Annotated in this window: 18 protein-coding genes; 5 read left to right on the forward strand and 13 right to left on the reverse strand. The window is 72.6% G+C overall.

The window, feature by feature from the left end; all coding sequences use genetic code 11:
* Position 1: 1 nt before the first annotated feature.
* On the reverse strand, positions 2 to 169 hold the full coding sequence (locus ACIHEI_RS05325; RefSeq protein WP_396605683.1) for a hypothetical protein: 168 nt from the start codon (positions 167 to 169) through the stop codon (positions 2 to 4).
* Positions 170 to 183: 14 nt separating this feature from the next.
* Here ACIHEI_RS05325 and ACIHEI_RS05330 point away from each other — a divergent pair, with 14 nt between their 5' ends.
* Positions 184 to 816: a hypothetical protein gene (locus tag ACIHEI_RS05330; protein WP_396605684.1), complete on the forward strand. Its 633-nt coding sequence runs from the start codon at positions 184 to 186 to the stop codon at positions 814 to 816.
* Positions 817 to 1,102: 286 nt separating this feature from the next.
* Here ACIHEI_RS05330 and ACIHEI_RS05335 read toward each other — a convergent pair whose 3' ends face one another.
* Entirely contained in the window at positions 1,103 to 1,741 is a 639-nt protein-coding gene (locus tag ACIHEI_RS05335; protein ID WP_392950401.1) for a ScbR family autoregulator-binding transcription factor, read from the reverse strand.
* 123 nt (positions 1,742 to 1,864) lie between these two features.
* Here ACIHEI_RS05335 and ACIHEI_RS05340 point away from each other — a divergent pair, with 123 nt between their 5' ends.
* The 3 genes from ACIHEI_RS05340 to ACIHEI_RS05350 all read left to right on the forward strand — a co-directional run bounded on the left by ACIHEI_RS05340 (position 1,865) and on the right by ACIHEI_RS05350 (position 4,464).
* A complete protein-coding gene (locus tag ACIHEI_RS05340; RefSeq protein WP_396605685.1) occupies positions 1,865 to 2,788 on the forward strand; it encodes a ScbA/BarX family gamma-butyrolactone biosynthesis protein in 924 nt (307 codons plus the stop codon).
* Positions 2,789 to 2,801: 13 nt separating this feature from the next.
* Positions 2,802 to 3,647 carry an SDR family oxidoreductase gene (locus ACIHEI_RS05345; protein WP_396605686.1) on the forward strand — a complete coding sequence of 282 codons (846 nt, stop codon included), beginning with the start codon at positions 2,802 to 2,804 and terminating at the stop codon, positions 3,645 to 3,647.
* A 115-nt stretch (positions 3,648 to 3,762) separates the two neighbouring features.
* Positions 3,763 to 4,464, forward strand: a complete 702-nt coding sequence (locus tag ACIHEI_RS05350; protein WP_396605687.1) for an antibiotic biosynthesis monooxygenase — start codon at positions 3,763 to 3,765, stop codon at positions 4,462 to 4,464.
* Positions 4,465 to 4,524: 60 nt separating this feature from the next.
* Here ACIHEI_RS05350 and ACIHEI_RS05355 read toward each other — a convergent pair whose 3' ends face one another.
* From ACIHEI_RS05355 to ACIHEI_RS05370, 4 genes are all read right to left on the reverse strand, one after another.
* The gene (locus tag ACIHEI_RS05355; protein WP_396605688.1) at positions 4,525 to 4,680 is read right to left on the reverse strand and encodes a hypothetical protein; all 156 of its coding nucleotides are present in this window, start codon (positions 4,678 to 4,680) and stop codon (positions 4,525 to 4,527) included.
* 287 nt (positions 4,681 to 4,967) lie between these two features.
* Entirely contained in the window at positions 4,968 to 5,939 is a 972-nt protein-coding gene (locus ACIHEI_RS05360; protein WP_396605689.1) for an alpha/beta hydrolase, read from the reverse strand.
* Entirely contained in the window at positions 5,932 to 6,582 is a 651-nt protein-coding gene (locus tag ACIHEI_RS05365; RefSeq protein WP_396605690.1) for a DsbA family oxidoreductase, read from the reverse strand. Before ACIHEI_RS05365 ends, ACIHEI_RS05360 begins: the two co-directional genes overlap by 8 nt.
* Positions 6,583 to 6,640: 58 nt before the next feature.
* Positions 6,641 to 7,894, reverse strand: a complete 1,254-nt coding sequence (locus ACIHEI_RS05370; protein WP_396605691.1) for an MFS transporter — start codon at positions 7,892 to 7,894, stop codon at positions 6,641 to 6,643.
* A gap of 162 nt (positions 7,895 to 8,056) precedes the next feature.
* Between ACIHEI_RS05370 and ACIHEI_RS05375 the strand changes: the two genes are divergently transcribed.
* Positions 8,057 to 8,935, forward strand: a complete 879-nt coding sequence (locus ACIHEI_RS05375; protein WP_396605692.1) for a hypothetical protein — start codon at positions 8,057 to 8,059, stop codon at positions 8,933 to 8,935.
* 71 nt (positions 8,936 to 9,006) lie between these two features.
* Here the strand turns inward: ACIHEI_RS05375 and ACIHEI_RS05380 are convergent, their stop codons facing one another.
* From ACIHEI_RS05380 to ACIHEI_RS05410, 7 genes are all read right to left on the reverse strand, one after another.
* Positions 9,007 to 9,507 (reverse strand): nuclear transport factor 2 family protein, encoded by a 501-nt coding sequence (locus tag ACIHEI_RS05380; RefSeq protein WP_396605693.1) that lies wholly within the window; start codon positions 9,505 to 9,507, stop codon positions 9,007 to 9,009.
* Positions 9,504 to 9,743 (reverse strand): acyl-CoA carboxylase subunit epsilon, encoded by a 240-nt coding sequence (locus tag ACIHEI_RS05385; protein ID WP_396605694.1) that lies wholly within the window; start codon positions 9,741 to 9,743, stop codon positions 9,504 to 9,506. Before ACIHEI_RS05385 ends, ACIHEI_RS05380 begins: the two co-directional genes overlap by 4 nt.
* Positions 9,744 to 9,772: 29 nt before the next feature.
* Positions 9,773 to 11,335 (reverse strand): acyl-CoA carboxylase subunit beta, encoded by a 1,563-nt coding sequence (locus ACIHEI_RS05390; protein ID WP_387636191.1) that lies wholly within the window; start codon positions 11,333 to 11,335, stop codon positions 9,773 to 9,775.
* Positions 11,336 to 11,402: 67 nt separating this feature from the next.
* Entirely contained in the window at positions 11,403 to 12,173 is a 771-nt protein-coding gene (locus ACIHEI_RS05395) for a 4'-phosphopantetheinyl transferase family protein (protein ID WP_396605695.1), read from the reverse strand.
* A complete protein-coding gene (locus tag ACIHEI_RS05400) occupies positions 12,170 to 12,571 on the reverse strand; it encodes an acyl carrier protein (RefSeq protein WP_387636196.1) in 402 nt (133 codons plus the stop codon). The genes ACIHEI_RS05395 and ACIHEI_RS05400 overlap by 4 nt, the downstream gene beginning before the upstream one ends.
* Before the next feature lie 67 nt (positions 12,572 to 12,638).
* Positions 12,639 to 13,220 (reverse strand): NADPH-dependent FMN reductase, encoded by a 582-nt coding sequence (locus ACIHEI_RS05405; protein WP_387636198.1) that lies wholly within the window; start codon positions 13,218 to 13,220, stop codon positions 12,639 to 12,641.
* Positions 13,221 to 13,241: 21 nt separating this feature from the next.
* Positions 13,242 to 14,669: an MFS transporter gene (locus tag ACIHEI_RS05410; protein ID WP_396605696.1), complete on the reverse strand. Its 1,428-nt coding sequence runs from the start codon at positions 14,667 to 14,669 to the stop codon at positions 13,242 to 13,244.
* Positions 14,670 to 14,900 lie beyond the last annotated feature (231 nt).

Consider the following 14,900-nt stretch of genomic DNA (forward strand, 5'->3'; position numbering starts at 1 on the left):
GTCAGCGGCAGCGCGAGTCGGCCACGGCCCGGTAGTCCGCGAGCGTCATGACCTCCTGCTCGTGCCCGCCCTGACCCCGGACGACCTGGTCCGCGCCGAGCCCCAGCAGGACCGCACCATCCACCGTGAACGCGCCGGTGTGCGGCCGGTCACCCCGGCTGACCGTCACCGTGGGCCCCCGAGGTGGGCGAGCGCTACCGGCCCAGTGAGGTGCCGGCCGGCTGGCGCGGGGCGCCGGACGGGGTGTGGATGCACTGGCAGCCCGCCGAGCCGGTGATCGCGGAGCAGGGCTGGAAGGTGCAGGTCTCCACCACGGTGGCGCGCTTGCAGTTCAGCCTCGACACGGTGGCGCGGATCTGCTTCGAGGAGGGGCCGGCCTTCAAGCACCGGGCGAGCCGGGCGTTCTTCGAGACCGTGATGGGCCGGCTCAGGGTGGATACCGAGCGCCACTCGGCATACCTCGCCAAGGTGGAGCAGCTAATGGCGGAGGTACCCGCCCCGGAGGCGCTGTGGCGCACCGCGACCAGGTACCACGGGGCGGCCACCCCGGAGACGCCGAGCAACTACGATCTGCCCACCGCCGCCGAGCTGGACGAGAAGCCGGAGCAGGACCAATCTGCGGACGCAGTAGCGGTGTTGACGGAGAACGGCCCCGCCACGCAGGCTCGTCCGGTGGGGGCTCGGGGTGGGTGGCGGTGGAGAGAGGGGGTCAGGTGGTCGAGTGCGACGGGGGCTGCACAGAGTGCTCGAGGGGCGCTCGAGGGAGCCTTGATTAAAAACCGACCCGCCTGTATCTTATTGGCTACTTGCTCTTGATCGATGAAGTCAGCCGGCCGCCCCGGAGCTTGTGCGGGGCGTTCTGGGGTGTGGCGTCCGATTTGTTCGGCGGGCGTACGGGGTGTAGTGGCTGTTATTCGATCAGGGTGATGCGGCGATCAGTGGGACGTGCGGTGCGACTGCCCGCTCACGTTCGCCCGCGCGCGATCCACCCAACTGGCCAGAGTTCGCTTCTCATTGCTGGAGCCGTCATGCCAAGGTCGCTGTGCACCGCAACACAAAGCCGCACCACCCGGAATGACGGTGGCGCGGCTCACGACTCGCCCTACGGGGCCGTCAACTCCTCGTACACCTGACCACCTCGGTCGGCGCCGTAGAGCAGGGCGGCGAGGACGGAGGGGACGACGATGCTCGGCAGCAGGTAGCGCAGCAGGGACTGGGCGCGGCGGTCGAGGTCCTGGTAGCCGGTGAGGGCCTCGGACATGGCCTGGATGCCGCCGAAGGAGCCGACGACCACGTCGGAGGCTTCCGCCACGTCGACATGGGGCAGCAGTTCGCCCTGTTCCTTCGCGGCGGCGAGGATGCTGCGGCAGATCCTGCCGAACTCCTGGAAGGGGCCGGAGCGGTCGAGGTCCTGCTCCAGCGAGTTGAGGGTCAGGCGCACCGAGGCGCGGACCAGCGGGTCCGTCTGCAGGCGGTGGGCGTGCAGCATGACCAGGTCGACCAACTGCTGGGCCTTGATGTTCCGGTCGGGCAGTTCGGCGGTCTGCCCCTGTTCCGCGAGGACCCCGCGGGCCAGGTCCTCCTTGGACTTGAAGTGGAAGTACAAAGCACCCTTTGTCACGCCGGCCTCTTTGAGGATCTGCATGATCGTGGCGGCCTGGTACCCGTGCTCCTCGAAGACCTTCGCCGCCGCGGCGACGATTGTCTTTCTGGTTCGGATCGCCCTGTCCTGAATGGCCATACAGCCTCCTCCGTGCCCCTCAAGCGTTGCTGGTTACTGAACGCACACTGACACATACTCACCGTACAGCGAAACCGTCCAGTCTGTATTTTACAACACATTACCTACCCCAAGGGGGGGACCATGCTCGAGGCGACGCTGACCGCACCCGACGCACTGCACGTTCAGCCGGAATCCGGCATCGCGACGCTGGAGATGCTCCACCGCGCCCGCGCCCAGGACGCGTTCCTGCACGGCTGGCGGCGGACCGGCGCGGACACCTTCGTGCTGACCGGGCAGTGGCCCGCGCGTCACCCTTTCTTCGAGCTGATGGCCGGGCGCCGGGTGGATCCGCTGCTGGTCGCCGAAACCGTGCGCCAGTCCGTCCACTTGGTGGCGCACGCGGGCTTCGGCGTCCCGGTCGGCCAGGCGTTCGTGCTGCAGAACATGCGGTACCACTGCTCCCCCGAGCGTCTCGCGGTCGGGGCGGATCCGACGGACCTGCGGGTCCGGGTCTCGATTCCGGGCTTCGGGGGCAGGTCGCGGGGCACGACCGAGGCCAGGATCGAGATCCGGCTGGCGGAGGTCACCGTGGCCGGTGGCAGCATCGACTTCCAGGTGGTCAGCCCGGGTGTGTACCGGCGGCTGCGGGGCGGCCGGACCGATCTGCTGTCGGTGCGGCCCACGGTGCCGGCCGTCGCGGCGGCGGCGGTGGGGCGCTCCCGGGACGAGGACGTCCTGCTGTCGGCCACCTCGCGGGAACGGGAGTGGCTGCTGCGGGTCGACACCGAGCACCGGACCTTGTTCCAGAGCCCCAAGGACCACGTGCCGGGCATGCTCCTGCTGGAGGCGGCGCGGCAGGCGGCCACGGCGGTGGCCCGGCCGGGGGCGTTCGCTCCCTGGGCCGCCGACGCGTCCTTCTTCAACTACGTGGAGCTGACCGAGGATTGCCTGATCCAGGCGCAGGAGGTCACGGACCCCGCGACCGGGGAGCCGGCCGTGCGGGTGACCGGGCGTCAGGGCGACCGTCCGGTGTTCGAGGCCACGCTTCGCGGCGAGCTCGGCTGAGCGGGCGGCGACGATGATCCTGGTCACGGGTGCCACCGGGACGGTGGGACGCGAGGTGGTCCGTCGGCTGTCCGGCCGGGTGCCGTTGCGCATTCTGGCCAGGGATCCGGGCCGTGTCACGCGTACGAGTGAAGCGGACGAGGTCGTTGAGGGTGACTATCGGGACGAGGAGTCGCTGAAGCGCGGTTTACGGGGGGCGAGTTCGGCGTTCGTGGTGACCAGCGACGTCGGCGGGCAGGACGACGTCCGCTTCGTCGCGGCGGCCCGGAACGCCGGTGTGCGGCACCTGGTAAAGCTCTCCGCCGCGGCCGTCACGGATCCGCTGGCCGACGATCTGATCACCCGCTGGCAGCGCGGGGCGGAGGAGAGCATCCGCGCGTCGGGGCTCGACTGGACGTTCCTCCGGCCGCGATCGTTCATGTCGAACACGCTGGGCTGGGCGGCGACCGTCCGGGCCGAAGGTGTCGTCCGCGCGCTGTACGGCACCACGCGCAACTCGTGCGTGGACCCTCGCGACATCGCGCGGGTGGCGGTGAAGGCACTCACCGAACCCGGGCACGAGGGCAAGGCGTACACGCTGACCGGCCCGGAGGCCATCAGCGCGGCCGAGCAGGCGGAGTGGATCGGCCGGGCGCTCCAACGCCCGGTCAGGTTCGAGGAGTTGGGCCGGGAGCAGGCCCTGGCCCAGTGGTCGCGGCGGTACCCGGAGCCGGTCGCCGAGGCACTGCTGGCCAGTGCCGAGCGGCAGTTGGCGGGAGCGAAGACGGGGGTGGACACCACGGTGAAGCGGCTGACGGCCCGTCCGGCCGGCTCCTTCGCCGGCTGGGCCGAGGAGCACGCGGCGGCCTTCGCCGGGTAGCGCACCGGCTGGTTCGCCGCACAGTCCGAAGCGCTGTCCGGTCGGTTGAAGTGACCTCGGGACGGAGCCAGGAGTCCCGGACAGCGCGATTTCCCTCAAGTCAGGAGCCGAGAGAATGCCGAAGATCACTGCCAACGACGGGCGCCTCACCGTCCTCAACGTGTTCACCACCGCCACCCCGGAGAAGCAGCAGGAGCTGCTGACGGCCATGCGCGGGGTCACCGACACCGCCGACATCGAGGGCTGGATCTCCACCACCGTCCACGCGGGGCAGGACAGCCCGGGCACCGCCAACTTCATCCAGTGGCGCAGCGCCGCGGACCTGGAGGCCCGCTACGCCGACGAGGAGTTCAAGCGCCGCACAGCGCCGGCGTTCGGCCAACTCGCCACCTCCGTGCGGCTGTTGCAGAACGAGATCGCGTTCACGCAGCAGCGGGAGGCCGGCGGCACCGAGCTGTCTCCCGAGCGGGACGACTGGACGGTCATCGAGCTGTTCGGCGTCGCGGAGGCCGACCAGGAGGAGCTGATCGACGCCCTGGGCGCCTCGCAGGGGTGGCTGGTGAACGTGCCCGGCTATCGCACCCACACCGTGCTGCGCGGGCTGCGCGCCCGCGGTGTCGAGGGCAGGTTCGTGGTGGTGTACGGGCAGTGGGACAGCAAGGAGGCCCACGACGCCTTCCGCGGCCGTCCGGAGGGCGAGCGGGGAGCGGAGCGGGTGAAGGTGGACGAGCGGGTCGCGGCGCTGAGCACCTGGCGGGACGTCAACACCTACCGGGTGGTGCACACCCGTTCCGCGGGCGAGCAGGTGGGTGAGTAGCACGCCGCCCGGCGGTCGGTGCCCCAGCCCGCCCCACCGGGCCGGGGCACTGCGGGCCGGTCAGTCGGTGCCCCGGAAGATGTGGTGGTCCGGGGCGTCCCGGTCCTCACCGGCCAGCAGGGCGGGGCGGGTGAACACGCGGCCCGCGACGGTGGGCCTGGTGCCGAATATCTCGAAGGTGGTCCGGTCTTGGCTCTCCAACAGGTCGGAAGTCACGCGGGGATCCTTTCCGGGTCGGCGAAACAGGCGAAACAGGCGGAACGAGTCGGGACGAGCAGGACGAGCGGGACGCGCAGGACGCGCAGGACGCGCAGGACGCGCGGGACAAGCAGGACGCGCGGGACAAGCAGGACGCGCAGGACGCGCAGGACGCGCAGGACGAGCAGGACGCGCAGGACGAGCAGGACGCGCAGGACGAGCAGGACGCGCGGGACGAGCAGGACGCGCAGGACGAGCAGGACGCGCGGGACGAGCAGGACGAGCGGGAACAGGCGGAGCAGGGTTCAGACCAGGCAGGGGGCCGCACGGTCGTCGAGGCGGTTGTCGAAATCGCCGGCGGATGCCGGGAGTTCGGCGGTGGCCCGGCGCCGTACCGGCCGGGGCGGCGCGGCGTCCTGGGCGAGCAGGCACTCCTCCAGGAAGGCCAGGGCGCGCAGGTGGTAGGTGCGGGCCGCCCAGCCGAGGCTGATGTTGTGTCCGGCGTCCGGCTGGTGGTCGACGGCGACCCGGGGGGCGGCGAGCGGTCTGCGCAGGGCGGCGATGGCGTCCTCGTCGAAGTGCCACCACTGTTCCTGCTCGGCGAAGGTGAACCGGACGGGTACCCGGACGAGTTCGGCGAGTCCGGGGTAGAGCTCGGGCCACAGCGGGCCCTCCTGGGCCTCGCGGGTGGGGACGGGCGAGACCAGGGAGCGGCCGAGCCGGAAGGCGTCCGGCGGGTAGAGGCGCAGCGCGCCCCAGTGTTTGCGCCAGGCGCCGTGGCCGTCGGAGCCGGGCATCTGGTGCGGTTCGACCGCGAGGCGGCTGCCGAGGCCGGAGATGTCGAGCCCGATCAGGGGGTGTTCGCCGGTACGGGCGCCTGCGGCGAGGGCGAGTTTGCCGCCGTTGGAGTGGGCGAGGAGGAAGAAGCCGCCGCCGATGTCGCGGTCGCGGGCGAAGTCGGCGAGGGCGGCGTTCAGGGTGTCGGCCTGGTCCAGGACACCCTGTCCGTCGGGCAGGTGTTCGGCGGACGCGCCGTAGCCGGGCCGGTCGATCGCCAGGACGGTGTAGCCGAGTTCGGCGCCGAGGGTGAGCAGGGAGAGCCCGGGGCGGGCCCGGCTGTCGAAGTAGCCGGCGCTCATGCCGCCGCCGTGGATGGCGACGATGACGGCGCGCGGCGGCGCGGGTGTCTCGGCGAGCAGGGCCGAGAGCGGTACGCCGGCCGCGTCGAGGGTGATCCGGCGTACCTGGGGTGGGCGGGTGCTCTGCGGCTCAGTCATGGGCGTTCACGTGTGGCGCCGCGGCGCGCAGGGCGGCTTCGAAGGCGCTCACGGGCTGGGCGCCGCTCAGCACGGTGCCGTCGTCGAACAGGAATTGCGGGATGGAGCGCACCCGCATCCGGTGGTGCACCTGCTCGAGCATGGTGCGGGTCTCCTCCGTGCCCTCGCCGTCGGCCATCGGCTTGTCGACTCCGACTTCCTGGCCGAGGCCGGCGAGGACGTCCGGGTCGGCCACGTTGAGGCCCTCGGTGAAGTAGGCGCGGAACAGGCGTTCGGTCATCTCCTCGGCGCGGCCGGACCGGGCGGCGTGCAGGATCTGGCGGTGGGCGTCGAAGGTCTGGGTGTGCACGACCTCGGCGAAGCGCAGGTCGAGGCCGTCGGCGGCGGCGGTCTTCGCGACGCGTTCGGTGCTGGCGAGCGCGTCGGGGCCGAACTTGCGCAGCAGGACGGGGATCAGCGGCTCGCCCTCGCTGGTGGAGTCCTGGTCGAGCTGGAACGGCAGGAAGGTGACTTCGAGCCGGCCGCCGTCGGCGCGGAAGCGGCGGGCGGCCTCGGTGAAGCGCGCGTAGCCGATGTAGGAGTGTGCGCAGATGATGTCGAGGACGATCTCGACGCGGCGGACCGGGGTCTCGGCGGGAGCCATGCGGGGGCCTTTCTCGAATTGAAGACGTACGGGACGCGGGCGGTGGGCGGCTGACGGCTCAGGCCTCCGCGGGGACCTCAACGGGCTTGCGTACGGCGTCCGTTCGCGGTGCCGGTCGGGCCGTCCCGCCGCGCACCGTGAGCAGGACCAGCACGGCGACGACGGCGGCGAAGCCGGCGGCGGTCAGGTAGACGCCGCCGATGCCGACGGCGCCGCTCACCGGCTGGCTCACCAGGGGCGAGACGAACTGGCCGAGGAACAGGGTCGAGGTGACGCCGCTCAGGGCCCGGCCGCGCATCGCGACGGGGGTGCGCGACACCAGCCAGGTGTTGAGGTTGGGGATCAGCAGGCCGATGCCGGCGCCGGCCACCAGCAGCCCGGCGAGCACCAGCGGCACGCCGGTGGCGGCGCCGATCGCGGTGTAACCGACCGCCAGCAGGACGAAGGTGGTGACGGCGATGGTGCGGTGGCTGCGGTTCTTTCCGATGCGGCCGTAGGACAGCCCGACCAGTGCGGTGGACAGGCTCATCAGCGCGATGGCCAGTCCGCTGCCACCCGCCCCGACGTGGGCCAACTCGTCGAGGTAGAACGGGAGTTGGGAGGGGATGGCGTAGAAGACCAGCTGGGCGGCGAAGACCAGGGCGTAGATGCCGAAGGCCAGCTTCGGGAAGCCGCCCGCGGTGTCGGCCGCCTCTGCCTCGGCGGCGGCGCCGTCCGCGGGGCGCGGTTCGCGGATCAGCCACAGGGTCAGGAAGGTCATCGGCACGGCCACCAGGTAGATGGCGAACGGGCCGCGCCAGCTGATGTCGGCCAGGGCCCCGCCGAGGGACAGGAAGGCCACGCCGCCGAAGCCCATGAAGCCGGCCTGGAGTCCGAGGACCCGGGAGCGCTGCTGCCCGGGGTAGTGGTCGGCGACCAGGGTGGTGGTCGCGGTCATGATGCCGGCGACGGCGATGCCGAGCAGCAGCCGGAACACCAGGATCGCGTACAGGTTGCTCAGGAACAGGCCGGTGCTGCCCGCCACGGCGAACAGGGCGACCGAGGCGACCAGGATCGGCTTGCGCCCGCTCCGGTCGATCAGCGCGCCCACCACCGGCGCGCCGAAGGCGATGGCCAGGCCGGGCACGGTGAGCACCATGCGCACCAGCAGCCCGACGTGGCCGACGTCGGCGAAGTGCTTCTCCATCGCCGGAAGGGCCGGTGCCACGATCGCCCCGGCCATGGTGGTGAGCATGCTGGCCAGCAGCAGCGTCACCAGCAGCGGGCGGCCGCCGGCGGGCCGCCCGGCGGCGGCGCTGGTCTCGTGTGTCATGACTGTTCCTCTTCCTCGCCCGTATTCGCGCACGTCTCGAACCTCAACTCTCCGCTCCCCCACGGCGAATTCGGCATTCTTTTCCTCGTTCTGACATTTGTTTCAGCAGTTCTGACACAGCGGCCTTTCGATATGACACGGGCGCCATTTACCGTCTCGGCCATGACCCCGATTCCGCTGTCCCCGCTCGCCGGGCGCCGCTGCCAGGAAGCCCTCAACGCGCTGCACTCGACCGTGTACTTCAGCCCGGACTTCGCCGAGAGCCTGGCGGAGTACGGCGTCGACGACTCGATGGCCGTCTACCTCGCGGGCCGGGCCGGCCCGCTCGGCCCGGTGGCGGCGGGCACGGTCACGGCCGCGTTCTACGGCTTCGCGCACCCGCTGATCGCCGAGCACCTGCCGCACGTGTGGAGCCTGGTACCGCCCGCCACCGTCGTCGAACTGCGGCTGGCCGCGGTGGACGCCCTGCTGCGCCGCCACCTCGGCGAGGAGACGCTGGCCTCGGCCGGGATGGCCGAGGCCGCCCGGCTCGCGCTGTCCGCCGCCGAGGCCGGGCAGCGCGCCGGGCGTCCGATGTTCTCCGCCCACGCCGACCAACCGGTGCCGCAGGAACCGCACTTGGCGCTCTGGTACGCCGCCACCCTGCTGCGCGAGCACCGCGGCGACGCCCACATCGCGGCGCTCCAGCACGCCGAGCTCGACGGGATCGACGCCCTGGTCTCGCACTGCGCGAGCGGCGACGGCATGCCCAAGGAGGTCGTGATGACCAAGCGCGGCTGGACCGAGGCCGACTGGTCCGCCGCCGAGGACCGGCTGCGCGAACGCGGCCTGATGGACGCGGACGGGGCGCTGACCGCGCACGGCGAGCTGCTGCGCACGCAGCTGGAGGCGGAGACCGACCGGCTCGACCGCGCACCGTACGAGCACCTGGGCGCCGAGTCCGTGGCCCGGCTGACGGGGCTGGCCGAGGCCTTCACCGCGCAGGCCGCGGCGTCCGGCGCCTTCCCGCCCGAGCTGCTGGCGTTCTTCGGCAAGCGCTGAACACCCCGCCCGGGAGGCGGTACGAGCGGCCCGCTCGTACCGCCTCTCCTGCTGCCCGCACGGCGGCCGGTTCACTGCACCGGGGTCCCGTCGGGGCCGGGGCCGTCGGCCCAGGTGAGGTTGAAGCTCCACTCCTGGAAGCGCCAGCCCTGCGGGGTGCGCACCACCACGCCGCCGTAGTGGCCGCCGATGTCGAACAGCGCCGCGCCGGCCTCCCGGTGGTGCACGTGGGTGGCCACCACGTGGAACCGGACGGTGCCCCGGTCGCCGTCCAGGCTGATCACGTGGTTGGCGCTCAGGTGCAGCGTGCGGTCGAACTTGGCCTTGGCCTCGTAGTGGAACCGCGCCACCCCGTCGATGCCCCGGTGGGTGCCGATCGGGAAGTGCAGCACCGCGTCGTCGGTGAAGACGGTGGGCGGCCAGGTCTCGTCGTAGCCGTGCTCGTCCTGGGTGTCGAGCAGGGTGACGTAGCGGTTGATCAGTGCGCTGATCTCCGCGCCGTCGGTGAGTTCCTGGACCCGGGCGCGCAGTGCGGCGAGTTCGGCGGCGAGGTCCTCGATGGTGAGTGTCATGCGGCTTCGCCGAAGGTGCGGGCGAGGTGCGAGGCCTCGCTGCGCCAGCTGCGGGGGGTGCGGTGGCCGAAGGCGCGGTCCACCCGCCGCCAGCGGGCGCGGGCCAGCGTGGCGGTGCCGGCGGGGTCCGCGGCCCGGCTGGTGGCGAGGAGCAGGGCCACGGTGACGGCGGCCAGTTCCTCGTCGGTGGGCATGCCCTTCTCGATGCGGAGGACGTCGGAGGGTTGAGTGGTCACGTCGGGTCTTCTCTCTCGGTGGCGGGTGGTCACTGCGGCGGGTTGCCGTGCTTGCGGGACGGCAGTTCGGAGTGCTTGGCGCGCAGCATGTCCAGCGAGCGGATCAGCACGGAGCGGGTCTCGCGCGGGTCGATGACGTCGTCGATCAGGCCGCGCTCGGCCGCGTAGTACGGGTGCATCAGCTCGTCCTTGTACTCCTGGATGCGCGCCTCGCGGACGGCCTCGGGGTCGTCGGCGGCGTTGATCTCGCGGCGGAAGACCACGTTGGCGGCGCCCTCGGCGCCCATCACGGCGATCTCGTTGGTGGGCCAGGCGAGCGCGAGGTCGGCGCCGATGGAGCGCGAGTCCATGACGATGTAGGCGCCGCCGTAGGCCTTGCGGACCACCAGGGAGATCCGCGGCACGGTGGCGTTGCAGTACGCGTACAGGAGTTTCGCGCCGCGCCGGATGACGCCGTTGTGCTCCTGGTCGACGCCGGGCAGGAAGCCGGGCACGTCGACCAGGGTGATCAGCGGGATGTTGAAGGCGTCGCAGAACTGGACGAACCGCGCGCCCTTCTCGGAGGCCTCGATGTCCAGCACGCCGGCCATCGCGGAGGGCTGGTTGGCGACGATGCCGACCACGTGCCCGTCGAGCCGGCTGAACGCGCAGACGATGTTCGGCGCCCAGGCCGAGTGCACCTCGAAGTACTCGCCGTCGTCGACGACTTCGGCGATCACCTTGCGCATGTCGTAGGCCTTGCCGGGCTCGGCCGGGACGAGGTCGAGCAGCGACTCGTTGAGCCGGTCGGCGGGGTCGCCGGAGCGCTCGACGGGGGCGAGTTCGCGGTTGTTGGCGGGCAGCAGGGACAGCAGGTACCGCACGTCCTCGATGCAGTGCTCCTCGTCGTCGTACGCGAAGTGCGCGACGCCCGAGGTGCCGGCGTGCACGTCGGCGCCGCCGAGGCCGTTCTGGGTGATCTCCTCGCCGGTGACGGCCTTGACCACGTCCGGTCCGGTGATGAACATCTGCGAGGTCTCGCGGACCATGAACACGAAGTCGGTGAGCGCCGGGGAGTAGGCGGCGCCGCCCGCGCACGGGCCGAGCATCACCGAGATCTGCGGGATGACGCCGGAGGCGCGGGTGTTGCGCAGGAAGATGCCGCCGTACCCGGCGAGCGCGGTGACGCCCTCCTGGATGCGGGCGCCCGCACCGTCGTTGAGGGAGACCAGCGGGGCGCCGGCCGCCTCCGCCAGGTCCATGATCTTGTGGATCTTCTGGGCGTGCGCCTCGCCGAGCGCGCCGCCGAAGATCCGGAAGTCGTGGGCGTACACGAAGACGGTGCGGCCGTGCACGGTGCCCCAGCCGGTCACGACGCCGTCGCTGTGCGGTTTCTTCCGCTCCAGGCCGAAGCCGGTGGCGCGGTGCCGGCGCAGCGCCTCGACCTCGTTGAACGAGCCCTTGTCCAGCAGGAGTTGGACGCGCTCGTGGGCGGTGAGCTTGCCCTTGGCGTGCTGGCGTTCGGTGGCGGCGTCGTCTCCGGCGCGCACCGTCTCCTTGAGCTCCGTCAACTCCTCGATGCGGGCCCGTATCGTCTGGTCGCTCGCGGACATGTGGTTCCCACTCTCCTTGGTCAAAAGTCGGGTCGGACGGGGCCCGGCCGTTCAGGGGCCCGGTCGTTCAGCCGGCGAGGGCCGGCACCGGAGCGGCGTGCAGCCACCCCTCGTCCAGCCAGCGGACCCCGGCGGTCAGGGGGCCGGCGCCGCGCACGGCCGCGGCGGCCGCGTGGGTGGTGGTGCAGGGCACGTCGAACACCGTCCAGCCGGCCGGGTGGCGGGCGGAGCGGGCGCCGAGGTAGTCCTGGGCGGGCGACCGGCTCAGGCCGGTGCCGATGCCCTTGAGGTAGGCCTCCTTGCGGGTCCAGATCCGCCCGAAGCCCTCCGCACGCTCGAACTCGTGCTGGTGGCACGCCAGTTCGGCCTGCTCCTCGGGGTGCAGGGCGCCGGTGCAGACCTCGATGGTCTCGGCCCGGGGCAGCCGTTCGACGTCCACGCCGAGCGGTGCGGTGGCGACGCCGATCAGGGCGACGGCGCTGCTGTGCGACAGCGAGAAGTGCAGGGGCAGCGGGGACCTGTCCAGCGCGGGGCGGCCGTGGCGTTCGCCGCAGCCGGGGCACGGCTCGCGGGTGAAGCGCACGTCCTCGGGCGCGGTGTGCAGGTAGCGGCCGAGCAGCCGGCGCAGCGCGACGTGGACCGTCGCGTACAGCAGTCCGTCGGCGGGGCGGACGAAGGAGTCGGCGCGGCGGCGCTCGGCGGCGTCGAGCTCGGAGCGGTCGAGCAGGTGCGCGGTGGCGGGGTGCGGGCTGCGCATCAGCCAGAGGTCGAGCCTGCCGTCGCCGAGGGTGAACTCCTGGTCGGCAAGCGTGCGGACGGTGGCCCGGGCGGCGGTCATGCGGGGACCGCGGTGCCGTGGGGGGCGGCCACCGCCGCCGGGTGCGGGCCGAGCGGGCCGAGCTGTCCGGCCAGGCACTCCACCAGTTCGGCCGCGCTGTTGGCGAGCAGCAGCATCTGCAGGTTGAGCTCGACCTGGAGGGCGTGCTCCATCCGGCGCTGGAGTTCCAGCCCGGCGATGGAGCCGACGCCCAGGCTGCGCATCGGCCGGCCGGTGGTGTCCACCTGGTGGGGGGCGATGCCGAGGACCCGGCCGAGCTCCTGGCGGACGTAAGCGTCGAGGACCCGGGTGCGTTCGGCGTGGTCGGCGGCGGCGAGTCGGGCCCGGTCGGGCGCCGTCACCGCCCCGGTGCCGGCGGTGCACGTGCGGGTGGGGCGCGCCGTGCGGTTCACAGTCATGTCCCTTTCCGGTAGGCGCCGCTCCGGGGGAGCGCGGTGTGTGCCGCGCTCCCCCCGGAGCCGCGGGTCAGGCCTGGTACGGGATCCGGGTGCGGCCCTCGCGCAGCACGTTGGCCCACCAGGAGAGCTGGTCGAGGAGCACCTTGGCGGCGCCGGCCGGGCCGGTCTCGTCCTTGGGCTTGCCGTTCTCGAAGTTCTCCCACGGGGTGTGGAAGCTGACGACGTCGCGGACGGTCACCGCGTGCAGCTCGGCGAAGATCGGCCGCAGCTGCTCGACGGCGCGCAGGCCGCCGGCCAGACCGCCGTAGGAGACGAAGCCGACCGGCTTGGCGCGCCACTGCGTGTAGTGCCAGTCGATGACGTGCTTCAGCGAGGCCGGGAAGCTGTGGTTGTACTCCGGCGTCACCACGACGAACGCGTCGGCCGCCTCCAGGCGGGGCGAGATCTTCGAGAGCTGCTCGAGGGCGTCACCGGACGGGTTGAACGAGTGCGCGAACGGCATCTCGTGCTCGATCAGGTCGATGACGTCGACCTCGAGGTCGCCGCGTCCCTTCGCCTGCTCCGTGAACCACTCGCCCACGACCGGTCCGAACCGGCCCTCGCGGACGCTGCTGATGATGACGGCCAGCCGCAGCGGATCGTTCGACATCTTCTTCACCTTTTCCTGTTCTCATTCGGGGAGTTGACGGGCGGCGGTGTGCGCCGCCCGCCGGGGCACGAGGGCCTGTCCTAGGCCGTGGAGTGCGACGGCCAGGCCGAGCAGGCCGACGGCCGTGATCAGGTACAGCACCGGCCGCTGCCCCGCGGGGTACAACGAGCCGCACAGGGCGGTCATGACGGCCGCCCCCAGCTGCACGAAGGTCTGGTAGAGTCCGCCGGCCGCCGCCTGGTCGGCGGGGGCCACGGAACCGGTGGCCTGCACGTGGAAGGCGGTGAAGGCCAGCACGAACGCCGCTCCGAGGAGCAGCATCGTGGGCAACACGCCTGTCACGTACGACAGTTCGGATCCGTCGGGCGAGTAGAGGAGGTAGCCGAGCGGCGCCGCGGCGGCGCCCGCCGCGATCAGCCGGGGCGGGCCGAAGCGGGCGACCAGCCGGCCGGAGTGCAGCGCGGTCAGGGCGAGCGGGGCGGCGGCCGGCAGGAACGCCAGGCCGGTGAGCCAGGGGCCGTGGCCCGCGCGCTGCTGCAAGTCGAGGGTGGCGACCAGCAGCAGGCCCAGGTACGAGCCGTTGAGCGCGCCGGCGCCGAGCGCGGAGCGCAGCAGCGGCCCGTGGCGCAGCAGGTCGAGCCGCACCAGCGGTTCGCGGGCGGTGAGTTCGATCCGCACGAAGGCGGCCGCGAGCAGCGCCGCGAGCAGGAACGCCGCGACGGTGACCGGGGCGTCCCAGCCGTACCGCGCCCCCGAGGTGAGGGCGGCCGGCAGCAGCATCACCGCGCCGGTGAGGGTGGCCGCGCCCGCCGCGTCGTAGCGGCGCGGGGCCTTCTCGTCGGGCAGGTCGCGCGGGATCAGGCGGAGCGCGGCGGCGAACAGCGCCAGGGCGACGGGTGCCGGGAAGGCGAAGGTCCAGCGCCAGCCGAGTCCGGTGAGCGCCCCGGACAGCAGCAGCCCGGCGGAGAACCCGCCCGCGCCGAACAGCGAGTACACCGACAGCGCCCGCCGGCGGGCCGGTCCTTCGGGGAAGGTGGCGGCGATGATGGCGAGTCCGGTCGGCGCGGTCAGCGCCGCGCAGAAACCCTTGACGAAGCGGGTGGCCACCAGCAGCGCCATGCTGTCGGCCAGCGCGCCCACCAGTGAGGCGGCGGCGAACACCAGCAGCGCGGCCAGGTAGACCGGGCGCCGGCCGCGGATCGCGACCAGGCGGCCGCCGAACAGCAGCAGCCCGCCGAAGCCGACCGCGAAGCCGGAGACCAGCCACTGGAGTTCGGCCGTCGCGAGTCCCAGGTCGGCGCCGACCGAGGGCAGCGCGACCAGCGCGACGGACACTTCCAGGGCGTCGATGAGCATGTTGCCGGCGAGCACGAACAGCAGGCCCCACAGGACGGGGGTCCAGCGTGCGTCGGCCCGGGCGGCCGGGCGCGTGGGTGTCGAGAGCGTCATGATCCCGTTCCGCAGGGGTGATTGGGGTGCCACAGGTTGGGGTGCCGGGGCGTGGGCGTTCCGGGCGTGGGGTCCCGGGGCGTGGGTTTCGGGGGCGTGGGTTTCGGGGGCGGGGCGGCCCCGGGGGGGGGGGGCCCCCGCCCGCCCCCCCGGGGGGGGGCCGCCCCCCCCCCCCCCCCGGGCCCCCGGGGGGGGGCCCCCCCCCCCCGGGAGGAACCCCGCCCCCCCCGT

The organism is Kitasatospora sp. NPDC051984, from assembly GCF_044593455.1.
GTDB lineage: Bacteria > Actinomycetota > Actinomycetes > Streptomycetales > Streptomycetaceae > Kitasatospora.